Genomic DNA, 17,291 nt, shown 5'->3' on the forward strand with positions numbered 1-17,291 from the left:
GCAGCCACAGGCCAGCTTGAGCCGGATGCGGGGATGACTCGCACGTCCGGTTCTGAGGGGGCCGGGACGCAGCAATGCGTCCCGGCTACCCGACTGCTCACCGAAGTCAACGCCGACGGCTCGACGCGAGACGGCTCCCTGCTGGACGAGATCGTCCGTGAGGCCGCCCGGCGGATGCTGGCCGCCGCCCTGGAGGCCGAAGTCAATGCCTAAATCGCCGAGTTGACCGACGAGCGGGACGAGGCTGGCCGCCGGCTGGTGGTCCGCAACGGCTACCACCAGCCCCGGAAGGTCACCACCGCTGCCGGCGTGATCGAGGTCAAGGCCCCGAGGGTCAACGACAAGCGCATCGACGCGGCGACCGGCGAGCGCAAGCGGTTCTCCTCGGCGATCCTGCCGCCCTGGTGCCGCAAGTCCCCGAAGATCGCCGAGGTGCTGCCCCTGCTCTACCTGCACGGCCTGTCCACCGGCGACTTGGTCCCGGCGATGGAACAGTTCCCCGGCTCCACGGCCGGGCTCTCCCCGGCCACGGTCACCCGGCTGACCGCCCAGTGGCAGGCCGACCACGCCGCCTTCCAGGAGCGCGACCTGTCCGGCACCGACCACGTCTACGTCTGGGTCGACGGCATCCACCTGCGCGTACGCCTGGACCAGGCCAAGGCCGCCGGTCCTCGTGGTCATCGGAGTCCGCGCGGACGGCGCCAAGGAACTGGTCGCCATGGCCGACGGCTACCGGGAGTCCTCGGAGTCCTGGGCCGACCTGCTCCGTGACTGCGCGCGCCGGGGCATGCGCGCCCCCGGTGCTCGCGGTCGGCGACGGTGCGCTCGGGTTCTGGAAGGCCCTGCGCGAGGTCTCCCCCGCCACCCGTGAGCAGAGGTGCTGGGTTCATAAAACCGCCAACGTCCTGGACGCCATACCGAAGTCGGCCCAGCCGGCGGCGAAGAAGGCCCTGCAGGGCATCTGCAACGCCGAGGACTGCGAGCACGCCGAGCAGGCGATCAAGACCTTCGCCAGGCTCTATGAAGACCTTCGCCAGGCTCTATGGCTCGAAGTTCCCCAGGCCGTCGCGAGGATCACCGACGACAAGGATGTCCTGCTGGAGTTCTACGACTACCCGGCCGAGCACTGGATCCACCTGCGGACCACCAACCCGATCGAGTCGACCTTCGCCACCGTCCGGCTCCGCACCAAGGTCACCAAGGGTGCCGGCTCCCGCGCCGCCGCCCTGTCCATGGTCTTCAAGCTCGTCGAGTCCGCCCAGGCCCGCTTGCGCTCGGTTAACGGCGCACGCCTCGTCCCCTGCTCCGCGCCGGAGCCCGCTTCGAACGCGGCCGACTCGTCGAGCGGTCCGAGCTCACTGCCGCCTGAGGGCTCGTGCTCCCGGCCGGCCCGCGTGCCCGGAGCGGGGTCGGCCGCAGGGCAGCGGTGTCAGCGGGTGCCCGCGGTAGGGGTGAAGGGGCCGTCCAGAGCGGCCCATTGCAGGAGCAGGATGGTTTTTCCGTCGGTGATGCGTCCGTCACGGACCATGGCGAGGGCGTCGGTGAAGGGCAGTTCGAGCACTTCGATGTCCTCGCCGTCTTCTTCGAGTCCGCCGCCGTTTCCGGTCCGGTCGGCCGGGGTGTAGGGGGCGGCATAGAAGTGCAGGCGCTCGGTGACGGAGCCGGGGCTCATGTAGGCGTCGAGGATGTGGGTGAGCGGGCCGAGTGTGACACCGAGTTCCTCGGCACTCTCGCGCCGGATGGCGGCGAGCGGGTCGTCGCCGTCGAGCAGCCCGGCCGCGGCCTCGATGAGCATGCCGTCCGGGTGGTCGTTGACGTAGGCCGGGTAGCGGAACTGACGGGTGAGCAGTACTCGGCCGCGCTCGGTGTCGTAGGGCAGGACGACCGCGCCGTTTCCGCGGTCGTAGGTCTCGCGCTGCTGGGTGATCCAGCGTCCGTCGCGGCGCCGGTAGTCGAAGGTGGTGCGGCGCAGGACGTGCCAGCCCTGGGAGGTGAGCTCGACGTCGCGGACCAGGACGTCGGGGTTGCGGTCCAGGTCTCGTCCGGTGCGGTCGAGGCCGGTGCGGCCGCGGTGGTCGGGGGTGTCGATCCCGGGGCGGGTGTTCACGCGCTCTCCTGCGGGGTGCGGTACGGGATCTCGTTGACGTCGTGGTAGACGGGCAGGCCGCGGCGGCGGGCGGTGGCGACGTCCTGATCGGCTCCGGTGGAGTCGCCAGGGAGCCGGAGTACGGCGTCGCAGTGGGCGAGCAGGCGCTCGGCGGTCGGGTAGCGGACCTGGTCGGCGAGGGGGGCGCTGGGGCCTGCGCCGGCCGAACGCAGGACGGGCAGGGCGATCCACTCCCCGATCACGGGGACGTGATCGGCTGTGAAACCGGCCAGGCCGCGGCTTCGAGGCGGGCGAGGTTGGCGGCCATGGCCTCGGGGTCGTCATCGGCACCGGAGCGGTAGGGGCCAGCGATGAGGATGAGCATCGGTTTGTCGGTCATGGCGCGCTACGATACATGCATAAACGTGCAAGAACAGGAGAGAACACGGATGCTGGCTGCGGAACGGCACGACCACCTGCTAGACCTGCTCGCCCGCGAGGGCAAGATCGTCGCCAAGGAAGTCGCCGCCGACCTGGGCATCTCCGAGGACAGCGTGCGCCGCGACCTGCGCGACCTCGCCGCCGAAGGGCTGTGCCAGCGGGTCTACGGCGGGGCCCTGCCCGTCTCACCGGCCATCGCGGACTACGCTGCCCGGCAGACGGTCACCCCCGACGGCAAGCGGCAGGTCGCCGCGGTCGCCGCCGCACTCGTGCGGCCCGGCAGTGCCCTGATCCTGGACGGCGGCACCACCGCCCTCGCCGTCGCCCACGCCCTCCCGCCGGACCTGGCGTGCACCGTGATCACCCACAGCCCGACCATTGCGGCCGCGCTGCTCGACCACTCCCAGGCCGAGGTCTTCCTACTCGGCGGCCGCCTCTTCAAACATTCGGCGGTCGCCTGCGGCGCGGCCGCGGTCGAGGCCGCCCAGAATGTCTCGGCCGATCTCTGTCTGCTCGGCGTCACCGGCGTCCACCCGCAGTCGGGATTGACCACCGGCGACGCCGAGGAGGCTGCGATGAAGCGCGCCCTGGCCGCACGGGCCGCGGACACCTACATCCTCGCCTCGTCCGAGAAGATCGGCACCGCCTCCCGGTTCCGCGTCCTGCCCTGGGAGGACATCAGCGGACTGATCACCGATGCCGATCCCCACCACCCGGTCATCGAGCAGCTCACGGCACACGGCGTGGAGGTCCTGGCAGCCGGCTGACAGCTACGGCGCCAACGCGGGATCGCAAGAGATCAAGACACCAGCCTGCCACTGTGGCTCAGCCATCCACAGGAATTGACCATTGCTCCACGCGAAACGCCTGGTATTACTGGGGCATGCAGGAAGAGACCGCACGCTCCGCGATCGACACGTTCATCTCCGCGTTCAACGCCTCGGACGACAGGTATGTGACTGCCCTGCTCTCCCAGGCCCTGACCTCAGACGTGGTCTTCTGGGGGCCGTTGGGTCGCAGCGAAGGAATCGGGGCGGTCGAGCGGTTCGTGCTGGACATCCGACGCCACCCGGCGGGGACCGGCACGATGGTGCGCTGCTCAGCGGTGGACATGCCTGACGAATGGGCGCGGTACCAGTGGGTCTTCACCACGCCTGATGGAGGCCCCCGCCTGGCGGGAACGGATGTCGTCCATCTGCGACGGAGCCTCATCGACCAGGTCATCGTCTTCGCGGGGGAGATCGAGCCGTTCGCCTCCTGAGTCATCCCTCTGTCGCTGTCCTTCCCCTGAACTTGCCCCGTCGGCGTTCGGGGGCTGCTGTTCGCGGTTGGTCAGGCCGCGGTGTTGAGGGGACGTCCGCCCCAGCGAATGCCCTTCTCGCTGCGGGTGCGGGCGCGTTCCTTGCGTTGGCGGCGAGTACGTCGGGGTGGCGGGCGTCGGTGTTGCGCCGGCGCAGGTAGCGGTGCAGTGCCTGGGTTTGCGCAGGGTGGCGGTTGGTCGGCCATTACCTGCACCGGCTGTCGCATGAGCTCCCCGAGCAGTGGCCCCTTTGCGATCATGAGGCTCGCAGTGCCGTGAGCACCTGCTATCGACCCCGCCGGCCCGTGGTCAGACCGGCGGCATTGACCATCCATGCAGACCACTGCACCGCTCACCGAACCGATGCTCGCGAAATCGAACAGTTCACGGCTTCGGGCAGCGCGGGCCCTGCCGAGTTGGCAGGGGCCCGCGGCATAAACAGCAGAGGAGCGCCGGGACTTGCCCTCTACGAGGGACATCCTGGCCAACACGGCTTACCGTCGACTGGTGGCCTGACGGCCCGGCCTCACTTCAGGTGCCGGGCGAAGAACTGGGCCGCGGCGTCCCCCGCGGACTGCGGGACGCCGGTGTGCCCGCCCATGTTGGCGTTCAACGTCTTCTCCTTGGAGCCGAAGGCGTCGAACAGGTCCAGGGCCGCCTGCCGGTCGTTCCCTTCGTCGTCCCACTGCAGCAGGACGTGCAGCGGAATGGTGACCTGGCGTGCCTCCTCGAACATGGTGCGAGGCACGAAACTCCCGGCGAAGAGACCGGCGGCCACGATGCGCGGTTCGACCACCGCGAGCCGGATGCCGATGGAGATCACTCCCCCCGAGTAGCCGACCGGGCCGTCGATCTCGGGCAGCGAAAGGAGGGCGTCCAGGGCGGCCCGCCATTCCGGGACCGCCTTGTCGACCAGCGGGAGGATGAGGGCGTCGATGATCTCGTCAGTGACCGGCTTGCCGGCCTCCATCGCCCGGCGCAGGTCGGCGAGGGCCTGCTCGGCGGCGGGCCAACGGGGCCGGTCGCCGCTGCCGGGGAGCTCGATGGTGGCCGTGGCGAAGCCATCCGCCGCGGCGTGCCGGGCCCGCGCCACCAGTCGGGGGTACACCTTGCGCAGACCGAGCGGCGGGGGGCCGAGCAGAATCAGCGGGACCGGTGCGGATGCGGACGCGGGCGTCCACAGGATGCCGGGAATCTCGCCGAGGGTGAATTCGCGCTCGAGGACATCGTCGTCGAGACGCTTTTCAGAAGTGAAGTGCATGGTCGTGCCTTTCGGGAGTGCTCCTGAATGGCGCTCCCGGACGACCTATCGCCCGACCGTGACCCCGGAGGGGAGCACCCATGTCGATACTGCGTTCACGGGTACCACCTCCTTGTTCTCTCGCACGGCCCCCAGGAAAGTAGCAGTGGTCGCCGTGGCCCGCCAATCGGGTTTTGCGGAGGCTCCCGGATGCCACGGAGCCGGAAAACGGCGGCGCCTGCTCACGCAGATCCCGCAACGCGACAACGACGTTGCTGATCTACCGGCACCACAGCAGCGCCACAGCATCGAGTCGGCCGTCTTCCTCCTCCACCGTCACGGTCAACGGCTTGCGCAGCGAAGCGAGTTCGTCGTCCGCGCCGGCCTCGGCCAGTGCCGCTTGTGCCGCACGCGCGGTCTTCGTCGCCCGGGCATGGGCGGACGCCCCGAGGGCGCGGTGCTACCGAAGATCACCGAGATCGCCGAGCAGCACGGGATCGCCAAGCAGACCGCCGTGAGGCCATCGCCGAGCTGGAAGCCGAAGGGCTGGTGGAGGTGGGCCGGCGCCGCGGCACCACCGTCCGCGCCAGGTCCGTAAAGCAGCGCCTGACGCACAGCCGGCAGGCGTTCCGCGACAAGCGCGGCTACTACTTCGACCCGACCGCCCAACCGTGGAACCCGCTCGAACCCCCGACAACCACCTGGGGCCCGGCCCCGCGCGACGTCGCCGCCCTGCTCAGCATCCCGGGCCAGGACGACCTGGTCCGCGACCGGATCATGGGTGATGCCGCCGCAGGCAAGCCGATGCAGCTGGCCACCAGCTTCCTGCCCGCCGCCGTCGCCCGAGGGACACAACTCGCCGAACACGACACCGGTCCCGCGGGCGTCTACGACCTCCTGGAGGACATGGGCCACGGTCCCCTGGCCTGGGAGGAAACCGTGGCCGCCCGCATGCCCGCCCCGACCGAGGCCGAACGGCTCAGACTGTCCAAGTGCATCCCGCTGCTCCGGACCGTGTTTGGGACGATCAAGGCCCCCGACGGGACAGTGCTGGAGGTCAACGACACCCGCATGTCTGTGGACGCTTTCGAGATCGGGTACCCCATCACCCGCCATCCCTCCGCCGAACCTCCCGTTGAACCGACCCGCTCCCTGTCCGCGCTTGATGCTCGGCGCGGTACTCCCTGCGCCATACGGCGCTGGTGGTGCTGGTGGCCTTGTGGACGGCCGCGGGCGCGCTCGGCCCCGTGGCGGGCCACACCTGGATGAGTACCGTCTCTACGGGGTCGCGCTCGTCGCGGTCCTCACCCTCGTCACGGTGCCGGGCATGCACCCGCACCCGGTACGTGCCCGGACCAGGAAGACTCACCTCGATCGCCTCTTCCTCGTCCGGGCTGTCTCCGCACACCACCATCACCAGACCGGCCCACTGCACGGACACCTCGGCGACGTCCTGCCATGCCTCGGCCTCGACCGGCGGCGCCTCATCCCACAGTTCGGCGCCGACCTGCACGTCTCCCACGTGAGTGCCGCAAGCCACGACAGGACCGGACAAGGTGATGCCGACGAGACCGGTCGTCGACACGTCGAAGGATCCGTCGTCTTCGGGGTGGTACAAGACGTCGGGGTCGAGGACACGGATGAGGTTGGCGTCGACGAACATGCTACGGGTGTCCGCTTGCATGCGTTCCGGCATCGCCGTGTCTCCCTTCCAGAGCAACGGGAACGGGGCAGACCCGAGAGTAGGGCCTGCCCCGCACCGGTAGGGCTGGATGCTTCGGGTCAGTTGTGGCCGCAGCCGACCGGCTCATGCAGTTGCGGAGGCTCCTGAGCGGCAGCGGGCTTGACGACCTCAACCCAGAACGCGTCCTCCTCCAGGACACGCTGGGAGTTCTGCCAGCTCTTCTTCAGCGAACCCTCCTGCGAGTTCCGGTCCTTGTTCAGGAAGTGGCAGGAGTAGTCCAGGTTCTTCGAGGCGCCCTCATAGGAGGCCGCGTAGGGGTACTCGTCACACGACAGGTCCGGGCGCCCCGGCGGACGCGGCACGGTGTCACACGACACACGCCGGTTCGCTTTGATCAGATCCGTGGCCTGGGTGCGGTGCAGCGGATACCCCTTGTTCGGCGCGCCCCACGGGTGCTTGAGGTTTTTCTGGGCCCAGTAGATGTGCCAGGCGACGTCGGCGACCCGGCCGTCCGACACCGAGACCTGCCAGGTCGGGGTGAACTGTGGGAACACGCACCCGCCGTAGCGCTGGGGGGACACCCAGCTCGTCCATCCCTCAGCCTCGCACCCGCCACCGACAGATGTCGGTCGGCGGCTGATGGTGCACGCGTCGCTCCCGGCCGCCTGCGACGGTCCGATCACAGCCCGAACCGCCGGTGGACCGTGGAAGCCCGGGATCGCATTGATGGTCAGGTTCGCCCACCCGACCAAGCCCTGAGACAGACGGCCGTGGTCCGTCCGGTGGTCGAGCGTCCATCCAGCCGACGCGACCTCGCCCAGCACGTCGCGCACGTCATCTGCCACGGTGCCGGGCTGTCACGCTCAGTCGACACTTCCAGTGCGCCGCGCTGTCGCCCAGCCGCCACGAACCAGACGGCCGTACGCGCCTCACGGCCAGAGATCAAAACCTACTGAAGCTGACGCGATAGCCGGGCCACGCACCGCCCAGCGCGGCCCGACAGGAAGAGAACATGCCTCTTCCTCCTCCTGAGGAAGAGGTGTCGGCAGTGAGAGCCGCATACCCTCGCGCCCTGACCAGCATGTTTTCCACTGTGCCGCTGAGGGACCTGGTACGCACGGTGGTACCAGCGATGGTACGTACGGTGGTACGCACGTCGGTACCTACGGTGGCACCGGCACGCGGGACGGCTCCGGTGCAGCAACCGCCGTCTGCCACTGTCCTGTCAGAGCGCCGCATCCTCCGCGCCCCTGGCAGCTAGGGGCTGTATGTGGTTCTGATCGCCCTCGGGTTCTGTGCTCGTGGAACACCACCCCTCGTGCATCGACGGTGAGCCCGGCCCGCCGATGGCGCTACCGCCGGTAGAGCCTGCGACCGCGTCTCCAGAGCCTCACCGCGGCGTGCTGCAGGCCGATCAGGTACAGCAGCGTGCTGTTGACGAAGCAGATCCAGAAGATCACCTGCGAGGTGAGCCCGTTGACGGTCCGTCGGGAACCATCGTCATGGACGCAGTACGAGTCGGGTGGGAACAGGCGAGAACCGTAGTCGCCGACCGCATAGCAAGGCGACGTCTTCGGCAAGAGCACAGGCTGCGCTCGCGACACGAGAAGCAGCCAGATGACCAGCCCGATCAGGGTGGTGGCGAACCAGCTCAGGCGCCACCACGCGGGCAGCTTCCGCTTGCTGAGCAGACCCCACACCCCGATGCCCAGCATCACCGCGCCGAGCAGGACCACCGCGATGGTCAACGGATGACCCCGCGGGCGTGGCGCTCCGATGCCCGGCCGGTGCGAATGCCTGATGCGGCAGCGTCCGGCCCGTCACACGTGACCGGCGGGGTGTAGGAGGAGGGAAAGCCCACCGTGAAGATCTCCTTGCCGTTGAGACAGCCGACGAATCGGACCAGTTCGACGCAGTCGATCGTATCGGCGTCAAACAGACAGTCGGCATCGGGTGTGCGACTGAGGGCCGCCGCCGAACCGATGCTTCGCGCCCCGCCGGGCCGCGGAGCGAACCGGAGAAGGCCGTCGAACCAACGCCCCCGTGGGCGAACGCTTGGCGGGGACCGGTGGGAGTGGTCGTGCACGCGGCGTAGCGGGGAAGCGAGTTGACCGCGCTCCACAGTCGATGGCCGGGTGCCATCAGGTGTGGTCGCCCGGGCCGTCCAAAGCGCCTTCGGGGAAGCCACCGGCTGCTCTCGGGCGGTCGGGCGGTGGATACCCGCGCTCGCGGTGCGGATACCCCATCGGATACCCCAATTGACCTGCTCCTTCGTCGCTTTGGGGCAAGCAGTTTGGCAAGGGGTGCTGAGCAGAGTTCACGGCAGTCGATCCGAGAGGAGCTGCCGTGGATGCCGTTCAGTCGACGTTGGTCACACGTCTGAATGCCGAGTGGGAGCAGCTGTGCGCCGATCGGGGCAACGCCGACCGGGTGCGTTCGTGGATGCTCGCCGCCGGCGTGCTGGAGACCGAACGGGCCCCGGTGAATCTGGGTGCGCTGTGTGTCCTGCTGCGGGAGCGCGCTGAGCGTGAGGGGTCGGATTTCAGCGATGCCTGGATGGGCGTCCTGCTGCACCGGGTGAGCGCAGGCGGCGAGCGGGATGCCGAGCTGGCCGCTCGTGTCCTGGTTCAGGCGATGCTCCCGTGCGCCCAACGCATGATGCGCCGCTGCCTGCGCGACGGCGAGAGCAGCGAGGACGTGGCGCAGTTGGTGATCGCCTCCCTGTGGGAGGTGGTACGCAGCTACCCGGTGGCGCGGCGGCCGCGGCGGGTCGCGGCGAATCTGCGGATGGAGTTGTGGCACCGCGTCTCGCGGGAGCTCAAGCAGGAGCTGGCGCCCTCCGCTGCCCTGGACGAGGAGTGGGCGGCGCGCCTGCCCGGTGGTGAGGAGCCGTCGCGGGCGGTCGAGCCGGCTCTGCTGGCGCGGGCCGCCGAGGAAGCCGGCCTGGTGCGCGCGGTGGATGCGGTGGAGGAACTGGAGGGAGCGCGCGGCGAGATGGTCGCGCTGTTGGTCTGGGCGTTGGAGCGCGAGGTGCTTACCGCGGAGGCGGCGTCCGGGATCTGCGATCACTACCGCGAGGGGGCGCCGCGGGATGCCGAGGCGGCGCAGGCGTTGGGGGTCAGTTCGGTGGCGCTGCGTCGTCGACGTAGCCGGGCGGTGGCGCAGTTGCGGCAGGCGGTGCCGCAGTGGGTGGAGGCGGCTTGAGGGGCCGTCAGAAGTTTTTCGGGTGCTGGTGTCACATCGGGGCCGGTCCGGCTCCCCTCTCTGTGGTGTGCGGGGAGTCCGTGCACCGAGGACAGAGGAGGGAGCCGTCGTGACGGAAGGGCTGGGAGATGAGGGCCATGAGGGAGATGCGGTGGAGTTGAAGGACGAGGAGCTGCGGCTGGTGGCGATCCGCCGAAGGGCGACGCAACTGGCAGTCGCTTTGGTGACCGAGCCGTTCTCGGCCGACACCTACGCGCAGCTGCGCTCGTACGTAGAGCGGGACGCCGAGGACGCACAGGTCCTGGTCCGGGAGGTGCTGGCGCTGCCGCCGGCGCGGCTGCGTGAGCGGATCGCCGAGCTGACGCGGGCCAAGTCCGTGCAGGGCGAGGTGACGGCGTGAAGGCGACGTTCGGTTCTGTGGGCTACGGAAAGAGCCATGGCCTGAAGGCAGCAGTCAGGAACCAGTTGGCGGCTGCTCGCCGCGAGGGTCGGCGCATCTGGGTTCTGGACCCGACGGGTACGTGGGGGGATCTGCTGCGGAAGGGGCCGCAGTCGTGAAGTGGCGCCGCAAGGAAGAGCAGGCCCCGCCGGTGGAGGAGTCCGCCCAACCGGACACCGGGTGGGCCACCACGTCGATGTCGACGGGCGCCATGGCGAACTGGACGGCCGTGGTGCGGTGGAGCGCCTGGGGCCTGCTGCTGACCGGTCCGCTGCTGGGCGGCTGGGCCCTGGCCTCTGCTGCGGCGCCGGTGGCTGTGCCCACGCGGGCCGAGGCGCCGCGGGTGCAGTCGGCGTCGTCGGATGCGGTGGCACCGGCGGGCATTGCCGAGGTGTACGTCGCCGCGTACGTGAAGGCCGGCGACAGTGACGCGGACGCGGAGGAGTTCGCGGCGTTCTACCCCGCTGCCCGGTCCATGACCTGGCCGTCTCAGGGCGGGGCGGAGCGTGCGGAGTCGGCATCCGCGGTGCAGGTACGGCAGGTCTCGGCCCGCTACTGGTCGGTGACCGTAGCCGTGTGGATCGCCGGGTCGTCGAAGGGCAAGGGTGACGCGGGCCAACTCCACTACTTCCAGGTTGCGGTGCGCTCCACAGCCGGCGCGAAGGGCACGGCGACCGGGTGGGTGGCGGCCGCGTTGCCCGCTGAGGTGGCAGCTCCGACCGCAGAGGTGGCGAAGCCTCCGGAGTTGTCGTACGGATCGAGGCACGCGCCGTTGGCATCCGACCCGGCGGTGCAGACGGTCCAGGGCTTCCTCGCCGCGTATCTGACGGGACAGGGCGACGTCGAGCGCTACCTCTCCCCCGGCATCACGCTGCACCCCGTGCGGCCGGCGCCGTACACCGCGGTGACGCTCACGCAGATCGCCGACCACGGCCAAGGGCCGGCCGAAGGAGCGGAAGCCCAAACCCCGCCGGATGGGGTGCAGAGGCGGTTGCTGGTCGACGTCGCCGGCGAACGCCACGGCGGGGGCGAGCGGGCGATGACGTACGCGATCGAGCTGCGCTCCCGCGGCGGCCGTTGGGAGATCGCGGCGCTGGAAGCCGCACCCGCCCTGGCCGCGTCCGACGACTCTTCACATTCTCAGAAAGGGCAGGGCTCATGAACGGGCTCATGCAGATGGCCGGGGCCATCTCCGACGCCAACAGCATCGTCACCCAGCTCAAGAACTTTTTCCTCGTGGGCGTACTGGGGCTGATGCACGTCGTCTCGATCGCCCTGGTGTGGGGCCAGACCAAGAGCGTGATGAAAGCCGCAGTAGCCGCGATCGGCGGGGCGGTGGTCATGGCGATCGTCGTCAACATGACCGCGCTGCGGGACAAGGTCGGCGAGGACATCAAGAACCCCTCCGGCAACGCGGCCCCGGCCGCGGTCCGCATCGTCGACCACATCGACCCGCTCGACGGCGGCCGGCGATGAGCACCCCTGCTGTGCGGCCCGAGCCGCTGATCGGCCGCTGCTACACCAAGGCACGTCGTCACCAGAACGTGGTGGGCAACTGGCCCGGTGGCGGCCGGATCTGGGGCGGTCCCTATACCTGGCCACAGATCTTCGTCGCCCTGGCCGCGATCACGGCGCTGCTGGTGACCCGGGGGATGTGGGCACATCACGGCGTGCTGGACCTCTTGCCGCTGCTCAGTGTGCCCTACGCGCTGGCGCTCGTCGTCGGCTGGATCCACGTCGATGGCCGCAACCCACTCTCTGTCGCCGCCAGTGCACTCGGGCTGGCCGTGAGCGGAAACTCCGGCCGGCTGGACGGACGCCCTGTGCGGCAGCACCGGCGCGGTGCCGCGGTGGGGCTTTGCACGCTGACATGGCAGCCGGCGAACGGGACGGGCAGCGCGAACGCTCGGCCGGAGGCCGTCCCCACTCTCACCAAGCCGGTGCGCACCGTTCCCGCAGATGGTGCCCCGAAGAGCGCGTCGGCCACTGGCCGGTCGGATGCCGATGCGCCTGTGGTGCGCGTGGCGTCGGGCGTGGGCGCACTGCTCGCCGCCCGCGCCGCCGGCCCGGCCGCCACCACGAACTCGAACGAGCGGGGGCAGTGATGCGGATCCCGGTCCGGCACGTAGCCGGCAACGTCATCTGGACCAAGCACGGTACGTGCTGGGCGGTGTGGCGGGTGGAGGGCAGCGGACATGCGCAGTCTTCCCGCAGCGTCAAGGAACGCCGCCTGCGTGCCCTGGAATCTCTCGTCAAGCAGCTGCACGGCGAGTCGATGCTGCTGAGTTTGTGTCCGCAGGTCGACCCGGCCTCGGTGGTGCGCAAGATGACCGACGGCGTCGACCTGGCTGCTTGCGAGCGCTACGCGCAGCTGGCGACGCGGGTGTGGGACCAGCTGGAGCGCATGGAGCTGACCAGCCGCGCGGACTGGTTGGCGGTCCCCCTGCCCGCGGGCAGCAAGAGGCAGATGGCCGGTATGGCGTTCGATGCGGCCCGCGCGGAAATCGACCTGCAGCTGGGCCTGCTGCCCGTACCGGTCGGCGCACGCGAGGAGGAGCGCCGGCTGGAGCAGGCACTGGCAGCGGCCTGGCCCTCGACGGTCGCCTTGCGCCCGGCGACCGAGGCGGAAATCCTGTGGATCTACGGGCACTGCGCCCGGCGCGGAGTGCTGGAGCCCCTGCTGCCCGAACCGGATCAGGGCGCAGGGCGGGGCCGCGGCCGCGGAGCTGCGGCCCTGGGCCAGGTGATCCTTGCGGAGAGCGCCGCTCCCGCCGCCGAGGCCGGTCAGGAGGAGGACGCGCACCGCAAGAGCCGGTTCGCACGGCGCTGGCTGCAGGTGAGCACCGAGTGGGGCGAGTCCTACCAGACGTTTCTGTCGCTGGCGGAGATGCCCGAGCGGTTCGTCTTCCCCGGCTCCGAATACCTCGCCTCGCAGCTCTGCGAAGCCGACGGTCGGTCATGACGAACCGTCATTGCGATTGCTCATGAGTGACCCGAACGGCCATGGCTCGCGGAGCACGAGTTCCGGCATTCTTCCAAGTGCTTGCGAAAGTACAGGTTCTATTGCTCTGCGGTCGGTGTGTAGAGGGCGCCAGGAGGAGCCGTGATAGAGGTCCTGGTGATGGCGTTGCTGGGGTGCCTCGTCGGCATCCTCGTCCGGCCCGTAGTCGCGATACTCGCTGTCCCGGCGGGAGATCCGCCCTCTGCGACCTGTTCCCGGTGCGCTCTGCCGCCCTAGCCTGGGCGGTGGTTCAGCGCGGTGGAGCTGCTGCCTCCCACCGGGCGGTGTCCCCGGTGCCTGACCCCTCTCACGCCGGCCTGGTTGCCGGAGGCCGCAGCAGGAGCCGCGTTCGCCGCCGTGGCCATGGACGGTGCCGGCGGCTGGTACGCCGTGGCGCAGTACTGGGTGGCCACGCTCGGCACGGCACTGCTGCTGATCGACAGCGCCGTCCAGCGGCTGCCAGACGCCCTGACCGTGCCCGCTGCTGTGGGCACGGTCGTACTGCTCGCGGCCGCGGCAGCCCACCACGAAAGCGGCAGCCTCATGCGTGCCGTGGGCGCCGCCGCCGCGGCCAGCGTGCTGTTCACCCTTTTTGCGCTTGGCGGCATGGGGCTGGGCGACGCCAAGGTGGCCGTGTCCCTCGGTGCCCTGCTGGGGTGGCGCAGCTGGCAGGCCGCGTGGCTGGGGCTCGTGGTGAGTTTCCTGCTGGCAGCGGCCGTGGCAACCGTCCTGCTCGTCACCCGGCGCGGCAGTCGCAAGAGCACACTGGCCTTCGGCCCGTTCCTCATCATCGGCACACTCGCAGCCGCTCTCACTACCAGCACCTGACCGGATGGCGAGGCGGATACCCAGATGCTTACCCAGCAGGGATTCACGCAGGTCGATCGAGGGGTACCCGCGCCAGTCCTGGGCGGGGTAGCCAGCCGGCCACTGATCGATCCAGTGGTGAGGACCGGTCAGTGGCCGCGCAGGCGCTTCACCACCCCCGCACGCGAGAGCGTGGTTGAGGAACGGTGGGTGGGATGCCGGAGGCGGTGGGATAGCCGGACCGCCCGCTGGAGTCGGCGCCGCCCCTCGGGCTCTTGCTGCCGAAGCCGGTGAAGGCCGCCTACTGGATCGGGCGGCGTTGTGCGGGTGCGCTTCGGGCTACGTCGGTGAAGTGCCGTTCACCGACGGAGGCTCACCTGAGCCCACGCCGAGGTACCAAAACGCCGTCACCTCGAAGCGGTCCCCACAACCGGTGTCGCGTGCGTGCGTCAGACACCAGCCCCGGGCATCACCGGCGGTGGGCATGTCGATGGACAATTCCCCGCAGGCAAGGCACTTCGCCACGTGCCTCATCCTCCACTCCGGATCGAGCGGGAGCGCCCATTCCCCCACCCCCTTACCTCCCTTCATGACGTGCCCTCCGGACGCTCCGGGGCCTCACCGACCGCATCCCGCAAGCCTTCGACGCATGCAGGCAGAGCGGACAGCATCTCTTCCAGCTCTTCCTCGGTCAGCTGATCCACCCACGCCGTACGAGCCCTGAGCTCGTCCCGCACGGCATCGAGCCGGCGGTACAGCTCCCGATACCGCACGTGCCGATTCCACGCTTCCTCGATCTGATCGCACCAGCGTGACCAGGCATCCGCACTCACCGCGGCACCGCCTTCCACCAACGCCGGACGCCAGCTACCTCCACGCAGTGGCTCCCCTTGTGCCGGTAGGGCAACTCGCACCGCGCCCACTTTGGCGGGGGCGACGGAATCTCAACCTGGTAGTACGCGAAGAGCTGCTCCACCGCACGCCTCGGCGCCAGTGACGTCCGTGCCGAACAGCGCCGCCTACGACGCCCCCAAGTCATGCGCCCTCCGTCCGTAGAAGGCCGGCCAGCCTCGCAGCCGTACGGTCGTCGATGCTCCCCAAGCTGAGCCGGGACCCACCGGGCGCCCAGTAGCTGACCCCCATCTCCGGGAACTCCAACTCCGCTTTCACCGGGGTGACATTCAGGTCCCAGAACGCCTCTTCGGCACGAGAGGCCGCTGCTCGCCTCGTACGACATCACCGCACCGCCTTCCTCAGGCAGCGAGCAAGCCTTGCAGCCGTACGGACGCCGACGCGTCCCAAGTTGAACTGCAACTCCCCGTCAGCACCGTCACTGATCCGGAACTCCGGCAGACGGATCTTTGCTTCCTTCAGCGCGAGTTGAAGCTCTTGATAGGCTTCAGCCGCCGCGGCTCCCTCTGTCCGAGCCTTCGTCATCGAGCACCCCGCTTCCCATGCGGGTGACGACGCATCTCAGCGTGACACTCGGCCGCCTTTGCCTTGTCCCCCCGAACCAGCGCCGCCGCACTCTGGCCAGCCAGAGCACGGCACACATCGCACCCAGCAACCGGCTTGGGCCCCCGGGACATCAGCACCCCACCTCCACCCCGTGAATCCGACGCGGCCCCGCATCGATCCCGTGCACCGCAAGCCACAACGCCCGACGCCGGGCACGCTGCGAACGCCGCTCCCGGCGCTCAGGGGCGGGCGGCGCATCGGCCGAACGATGCCGACCCCGTGCAGGAAAGAGCAGATCCAACAGCAGTTCGATGATCCACGCGCTATGTTTGCGCATGTCGTCAACCTCCCGACGGTTGATGGCCATGCCCCCGGACGTTCGCCACGTCGCGGGGGTCTTTGGTGTTCTGGTGGTTCATCAACTCACCACAGAACCGCTAGCCTTGAGGGACTTGACCGCCTGGGGGTCAAGTACGGCAACTAGCTGCTGGCCTGTCAGCATCCTCATAGGGGGAGGTCAGAGGAGTGATCGACGTAGAGCGGACCGGGTACTTGACTCCGCAGCAACGCTTTGGGGCCACAGTCAAAGACGTCCGCATAGGCCGGAAGATCACACAGAAACAGCTGGGGACTTACTCCGGGTACTCAGAGGCGTACGTCTCGAAGGTTGAGAAGGGCACTATGAAGCCCTCTCGGCAGTTCGCCGAAAAGTGCGATGCCATGTTTCAGACACGCGGCATGTTTGTGCGACTCCTCGGAGACATTGAACGTGACGACAACCCCTCATGGTTTGTGCCGTATCTGGAAAGAGAGCGGGAAGCGTCGAGGGTTCTCGACTTCTCGACAACCAGCATCATGGGGATTTTCCAGACCGAGGAGTACGCACACGCCGTTTTCCGTGCAGGGCACCCGCGCGAGTCCGCCGAATTTATACACACCAAGGTGGGTGCACGTCTCAGGCGACGTGAAATCCTGGCGGAGTCTAATCCGCCACTGATTTGGGTCGTGCTTCATGAGGCTTGTCTACGCACTGTAGTTGGCGGGGTATCTGTGATGGCTGCACAGCTTGATCATCTCATCTTGTCCGCCGAATCACCGAGCGTAGATTTCCAGGTCATGCCGTTCTCGTTCGGAGCTGCGGCGGCACATGTACCGGCGTTCACCCTACTGACCTTCGATGAAGACCCCACCGTTGTCTACGCGGACGATCCGCAGGGCGGGAGGCTTTATCAACAGCACGAGACCGTGAATACCTACTGCGAGCATTACGACAGACTAAGGTCACACGCATTAGCACCGACCGACTCGCTTATCCTCATTGATAAAATCCGTAAGGAGTACCTGTCGTGAATTTGACTCACGCTGCCTGGGAGAAGTCGTCATACAGCGGCTCAAGTGGCGGTCAGTGCGTGGAATTCTCCCGTACATTTGCCGACTCAGGACTCATTCCCGTACGTGACTCGAAGGCCCCTACCGGACCCGCACTGATTTTCCCATCCGATGGGTGGTCGTGCTTTGTATCCGCCGTCAAGCATGGGGAGTTCCCCGGCTGAGATGTTCGGATCTCAAGCCAACGGCCACTCGCCAACAGCGTCACGGGACGCTGTTGGCGAATTGTGGGCTGTCTCTGC

The 17,291-nt window shown here is 68.7% G+C and carries 17 protein-coding genes and 3 pseudogenes; 13 read left to right on the forward strand and 7 right to left on the reverse strand.

What is annotated here, in order from left to right; translation table 11 throughout:
• The first annotated feature begins 93 nt into the window (after nt 1-93).
• A pseudogene (locus B073_RS44875) lies at nt 94-1,369 on the forward strand (IS256 family transposase).
• Nucleotides 1,370-1,429: 60 nt separating this feature from the next.
• On the opposite strand, the gene B073_RS0135255 reads toward B073_RS44875, so the two are convergent.
• Nucleotides 1,430-2,107, reverse strand: a complete 678-nt coding sequence (locus tag B073_RS0135255; RefSeq protein WP_018542774.1) for an NUDIX domain-containing protein — start codon at nt 2,105-2,107, stop codon at nt 1,430-1,432.
• Nucleotides 2,104-2,486 (reverse strand): annotated as a pseudogene (locus B073_RS42160) (DUF4406 domain-containing protein). The gene B073_RS0135255 and the pseudogene B073_RS42160 overlap by 4 nt, the downstream one beginning before the upstream one ends.
• A gap of 49 nt (nt 2,487-2,535) precedes the next feature.
• Between B073_RS42160 and B073_RS0135265 the strand changes: the two are divergent.
• Both B073_RS0135265 and B073_RS0135270 read left to right on the forward strand, forming a co-directional pair.
• Nucleotides 2,536-3,294: a DeoR/GlpR family DNA-binding transcription regulator gene (locus tag B073_RS0135265; RefSeq protein WP_018542775.1), complete on the forward strand. Its 759-nt coding sequence runs from the start codon at nt 2,536-2,538 to the stop codon at nt 3,292-3,294.
• A gap of 116 nt (nt 3,295-3,410) precedes the next feature.
• A complete protein-coding gene (locus tag B073_RS0135270) occupies nt 3,411-3,788 on the forward strand; it encodes a hypothetical protein (protein WP_018542776.1) in 378 nt (125 codons plus the stop codon).
• Between the two features lie 71 nt (nt 3,789-3,859).
• On the opposite strand, the pseudogene B073_RS48510 reads toward B073_RS0135270, so the two are convergent.
• Nucleotides 3,860-4,017: pseudogene (locus tag B073_RS48510) on the reverse strand (IS630 family transposase); the annotation flags it as partial.
• Between the two features lie 336 nt (nt 4,018-4,353).
• Entirely contained in the window at nt 4,354-5,088 is a 735-nt protein-coding gene (locus tag B073_RS0135275) for an alpha/beta hydrolase (RefSeq protein ID WP_018542777.1), read from the reverse strand.
• 534 nt (nt 5,089-5,622) lie between these two features.
• On the opposite strand from B073_RS0135275, the gene B073_RS44885 reads away from it, so the two are divergent.
• Entirely contained in the window at nt 5,623-6,336 is a 714-nt protein-coding gene (locus B073_RS44885; protein WP_158690301.1) for a UTRA domain-containing protein, read from the forward strand.
• 513 nt (nt 6,337-6,849) lie between these two features.
• On the opposite strand, the gene B073_RS44890 is transcribed toward B073_RS44885, so the two are convergent.
• Together B073_RS44890 and B073_RS42170 are read right to left on the reverse strand one after the other, a co-directional pair.
• Nucleotides 6,850-7,596: a hypothetical protein gene (locus tag B073_RS44890; RefSeq protein WP_078508342.1), complete on the reverse strand. Its 747-nt coding sequence runs from the start codon at nt 7,594-7,596 to the stop codon at nt 6,850-6,852.
• A gap of 507 nt (nt 7,597-8,103) precedes the next feature.
• Nucleotides 8,104-8,499, reverse strand: a complete 396-nt coding sequence (locus tag B073_RS42170) for a hypothetical protein (protein WP_018542781.1) — start codon at nt 8,497-8,499, stop codon at nt 8,104-8,106.
• A 598-nt stretch (nt 8,500-9,097) separates the two neighbouring features.
• On the opposite strand from B073_RS42170, the gene B073_RS46935 reads away from it, so the two are divergent.
• From B073_RS46935 to B073_RS42190, 7 genes are all read left to right on the forward strand, one after another.
• Nucleotides 9,098-9,955, forward strand: coding sequence for a hypothetical protein (locus B073_RS46935; protein ID WP_018542782.1), 858 nt, complete (start codon nt 9,098-9,100; stop codon nt 9,953-9,955).
• A gap of 109 nt (nt 9,956-10,064) precedes the next feature.
• Nucleotides 10,065-10,355, forward strand: coding sequence for a hypothetical protein (locus tag B073_RS42175; RefSeq protein WP_158690302.1), 291 nt, complete (start codon nt 10,065-10,067; stop codon nt 10,353-10,355).
• A 154-nt stretch (nt 10,356-10,509) separates the two neighbouring features.
• On the forward strand, nt 10,510-11,556 hold the full coding sequence (locus tag B073_RS42180; protein WP_158690303.1) for a conjugal transfer protein: 1,047 nt from the start codon (nt 10,510-10,512) through the stop codon (nt 11,554-11,556).
• Complete coding sequence (locus B073_RS0135315; protein ID WP_158690304.1) at nt 11,553-11,870, forward strand: hypothetical protein; 318 nt, start codon at nt 11,553-11,555, stop codon at nt 11,868-11,870. Before B073_RS42180 ends, B073_RS0135315 begins: the two co-directional genes overlap by 4 nt.
• Nucleotides 11,867-12,499 carry a hypothetical protein gene (locus B073_RS43140; protein ID WP_158690305.1) on the forward strand — a complete coding sequence of 211 codons (633 nt, stop codon included), beginning with the start codon at nt 11,867-11,869 and terminating at the stop codon, nt 12,497-12,499. The genes B073_RS0135315 and B073_RS43140 overlap by 4 nt, the downstream gene beginning before the upstream one ends.
• The gene (locus B073_RS0135325) at nt 12,499-13,356 is read left to right on the forward strand and encodes a hypothetical protein (RefSeq protein WP_018542787.1); all 858 of its coding nucleotides are present in this window, start codon (nt 12,499-12,501) and stop codon (nt 13,354-13,356) included. Before B073_RS43140 ends, B073_RS0135325 begins: the two co-directional genes overlap by 1 nt.
• Before the next feature lie 402 nt (nt 13,357-13,758).
• Nucleotides 13,759-14,223 (forward strand): prepilin peptidase, encoded by a 465-nt coding sequence (locus tag B073_RS42190; protein ID WP_018542788.1) that lies wholly within the window; start codon nt 13,759-13,761, stop codon nt 14,221-14,223.
• Nucleotides 14,224-14,789: 566 nt separating this feature from the next.
• Here the strand turns inward: B073_RS42190 and B073_RS0135335 are convergent.
• Nucleotides 14,790-15,035 (reverse strand): hypothetical protein, encoded by a 246-nt coding sequence (locus B073_RS0135335; protein ID WP_106732059.1) that lies wholly within the window; start codon nt 15,033-15,035, stop codon nt 14,790-14,792.
• Nucleotides 15,036-16,185: 1,150 nt separating this feature from the next.
• Here B073_RS0135335 and B073_RS0135345 point away from each other — a divergent pair.
• On the forward strand, nt 16,186-17,010 hold the full coding sequence (locus B073_RS0135345) for a helix-turn-helix domain-containing protein (RefSeq protein ID WP_018542791.1): 825 nt from the start codon (nt 16,186-16,188) through the stop codon (nt 17,008-17,010).
• Nucleotides 17,007-17,213, forward strand: a complete 207-nt coding sequence (locus B073_RS44900) for a DUF397 domain-containing protein (protein WP_078508346.1) — start codon at nt 17,007-17,009, stop codon at nt 17,211-17,213. Before B073_RS0135345 ends, B073_RS44900 begins: the two co-directional genes overlap by 4 nt.
• Nucleotides 17,214-17,291: the final 78 nt, after the last annotated feature.

It is taken from the genome of Streptomyces sp. MspMP-M5 (genome assembly GCF_000373585.1).
In the GTDB taxonomy this organism is placed as follows: Bacteria; Actinomycetota; Actinomycetes; order Streptomycetales; family Streptomycetaceae; genus Streptomyces.